The organism is Streptomyces sp. NPDC041796 (genome assembly GCF_055590785.1).
Genome location: NZ_JBVJAH010000086.1, coordinates 1 through 2,863, shown reverse-complemented (window position 1 = coordinate 2,863; position 2,863 = coordinate 1). Strand labels below are relative to the sequence as shown.

The following is a 2,863-nucleotide window of genomic DNA, read 5'->3' as shown; positions in this document are numbered from 1 at the left end:
CCCTCCGCAAGAAGTCCACGCCGAGCACATGCAGTTGCGGACCGCCGCCTGAACGCGACAGTCAAGACCCTGTCCGAAGAGCGCGAGGCCCCTCACAGGCCCGCGCCCACAAGCTGATCGGCGAGCTCCCGGAGGATGCGTGGACACGTGTGAGCTGCGGCGACGGCGCTCACGGTCCACGTGAATACGACTGGGCCGCGGCAGCGATCCGGCCCTGGCGGCGCGAAGGCTGGGACCACTGGCTGCTGGCGCGGCGCAGCGTCACCGACCCTACGGAAATCGCCTACTACATCTGCTTCTGCCCGGATGGAACTCCGCTGGAGGACCTCGTGCGGATCGCGGGATCCCGGTGGATGGTCGAGGAGTGTTTCCAGACCGCGAAGAACGAGACCGGCCTTGATCACTATCAGGTCCGCGGCTATACGGCCTGGTATCGGCACATAACCCTCTCGATGGCCGCCCTCGCCTTCCTCGCAATCTTGCGAGTGGAGGCAAAAAAGGGGATCCCGAGACCGATGGCAATCGAACCCTCATACCCGTAACCATGAACGAGGCCAGGCGGCTGTTCAACCGCGTCTCGTCTCCTGTCCGCCACGGCATCGAACACGTAATCTCCTGGTCCCTATGGAGAAGAAGAACCCAGGCCCGGGCTCGCATCAGTCACTACAGGAGCAGAGGACATCACAGAGTGTCGTTGCAGTACTAGGCCCGCCTCCCTGGTTGGAACAGGTGTAGCTGTGCGGGCTTGCGGCGTTCTGCTGTTGGGCGCTGGCCGGGAGGGCTCCGGCGCCCAGCAGAGAGCTGGCCAGAGCGGCAGTCGTGACCGCAGAAGCGAACTTACGCATAGTCATCTCCTTGGTTCGTGTGAGGCCACCGGCGGGAACGGCCGCTCGGCCGACTCTCCCGCCGACGGGCGTGCTGGTGAATGACCACCAGACATTCCCAAAATAAGCCTCGATCCCACTGCATGCGACCGACCGGGCTGCGGTGCGACACGCACCCGCGGTCCAGGTTGCCCAACTGTGGAGCGGTTTGGCCGTCACTGCTGGGACACCCGGAGGTCCGGTTCCGGTGGGCGCCAGCTCCTCCAGCAACGCCACGTCCAACCCAGAGCTGGTCCGGGCGAGTCGCCGTCACGTTGCGGTCGACCAGGTCCGGCGGCCTACGCGTCGACGGTTTGGGCACCGTGCGGTGCGGCGCCCGATGACGCTCTCGATCCCCAGCTCATGTATTAGCCGCTCGGACGCTGCAGCGGTCGCTTCGATGCCCTTTTTACGTCTCTCGGATGTCCAAGATCAAAGGTCAAGACCAAAAGGACCGGCCACTCACATCGGTTTGGAGGCTCCGTACCCCGGCGTGTCCTACAAGCCGATCCACTGATCGGCCTCGATGAGCCGCGAGCATTCCATGCAGGCTTTCAAACGCCGTTCGGGCCCGCCCGGGAGGTTCAGGGGAAACTCCCCAACCGAGTAGTCGGTGACCGGGTCCGAGCCGCCGCAGAATTCGCAGTGCTCTTCACATTTGGATTCTTGCTTTCGAGCACGGCGGTCGGCGACAAGACCACCCAGCAAGGCAACCAGCATGATGATGCTTCCCCTCCCGCTTCCCCTCTCTGGTCAACGACTGCGGGGTCACGGCGTCACGTCTCTCCGCGATCTGTGTTCCGCTTCGACTCCACCTTCCGATCGGCTCGGTAGCAGCTCGGGGCACAGGTGGCATTCCTTGGGCTCGTCCGCCGGCGGTGCGTCCGGACCGAGCAGGGGAACGATCCGGCGGTGGTTCTCTCCGGATGGCGTCCCGCGACGTGGTGTAGCTGATCTTGGCTGGGAAGTGCGCTGCTTGCGTGCCCTCGCGTGCGTCGACTGCCGGTGAATGCTCCCTGAAAACGGGGCAGGCCACCGTGCAACTGTCCTTGGTGAACGGCCAGTTCAGTCCAAGGGGGTGCCCGGTGGCCTTGTCCCAGCATGACCTACTTCGCCTGCTTGAGTCACTACGTTCGGCAGATGGTCTTGAACTCGTCCGCGAAGTCGCCGAGCGGCTGCTGCAGGAACTGATCGAGGCCGAGGCCACCGCCAGGACCGGTGCCGAGTGGGGCGAACGCACCGACACTCGCACCGCCCACCGCAACGGGCACCGGGAGAAGACCCTGACCACGCAGGCCGGAGACCTGGAACTCGCCATCCCGAAACTGCGGGCCGGGACCTTCTTCCCCAGCCTGCTGGAACGCCGGCGCCGCATCGACCAGGCCCTCTTCGCGGTCGTCATGGAGGCCTACGTCCACGGCGTCTCCACCCACTCCGTCGACGACATGGTCAAAGCCCTCGGCTCGGACACCGGCATATCGAAGAGCGAGGTGTCGAGGATCTGCGCCGGCCTCGACGAACAGTTCGACGCGTTCCGGACCAGGCCCCTCGATCACATCCGGTTCCCCTGCCTCTTCCTCGACGCCACCTACGTCAAGGCCCGCCTCAACCACCAGATCGTGTCCCATGCCGTCGTCATCGCCACCGGTGTCACCGAAGACGGAGGCCGCGAAGTCCTCGGCGCCATGGTCGGGGACAGCGCGACCGAGGCATTCTGGACCCAGTTCCTGCGCTCGCTGCGAGAACGCGGCCTGAGCGGCGTCCGTCTCGTCATCTCCGACAGCCACAGCGGCCTCGTCAAAGCCATCCGCAAAGATCGGGGCAGCCTGGCAGCGCTGTCGCGTTCACTTCGTGCGCAACGTCTTCTCCGTGATTCCGAAGGGATCTGCGGAGATGGTCGCCGCGTGTCGGCGTACGCGTGAACGTGGCCCTGGCAAGATTTCCGTGACGCCGGGGTGTGCGACCGTGCGCCGGTGACGCTCCGTCAGGGGCGGCGCCAG

2 protein-coding genes and 1 pseudogene are annotated in these 2,863 nt (G+C 65.3%); 2 read left to right on the top strand and 1 reads right to left on the bottom strand.

Annotation, left to right across the window (positions count from 1 at the left end):
• On the top strand, window positions 1-542 hold a 542-nt coding region (locus tag ACZ6C1_RS38885), incomplete at its 5' end, for an IS701 family transposase (RefSeq protein WP_469247740.1).
• A gap of 819 nt (window positions 543-1,361) precedes the next feature.
• Here ACZ6C1_RS38885 and ACZ6C1_RS38880 read toward each other — a convergent pair.
• Window positions 1,362-1,583 (bottom strand): hypothetical protein, encoded by a 222-nt coding sequence (locus ACZ6C1_RS38880; protein ID WP_469247738.1) that lies wholly within the window; start codon window positions 1,581-1,583, stop codon window positions 1,362-1,364.
• Window positions 1,584-1,948: 365 nt separating this feature from the next.
• Here ACZ6C1_RS38880 and ACZ6C1_RS38875 point away from each other — a divergent pair.
• A pseudogene (locus ACZ6C1_RS38875) lies at window positions 1,949-2,780 on the top strand (IS256 family transposase); the annotation flags it as partial.
• Window positions 2,781-2,863 lie beyond the last annotated feature (83 nt).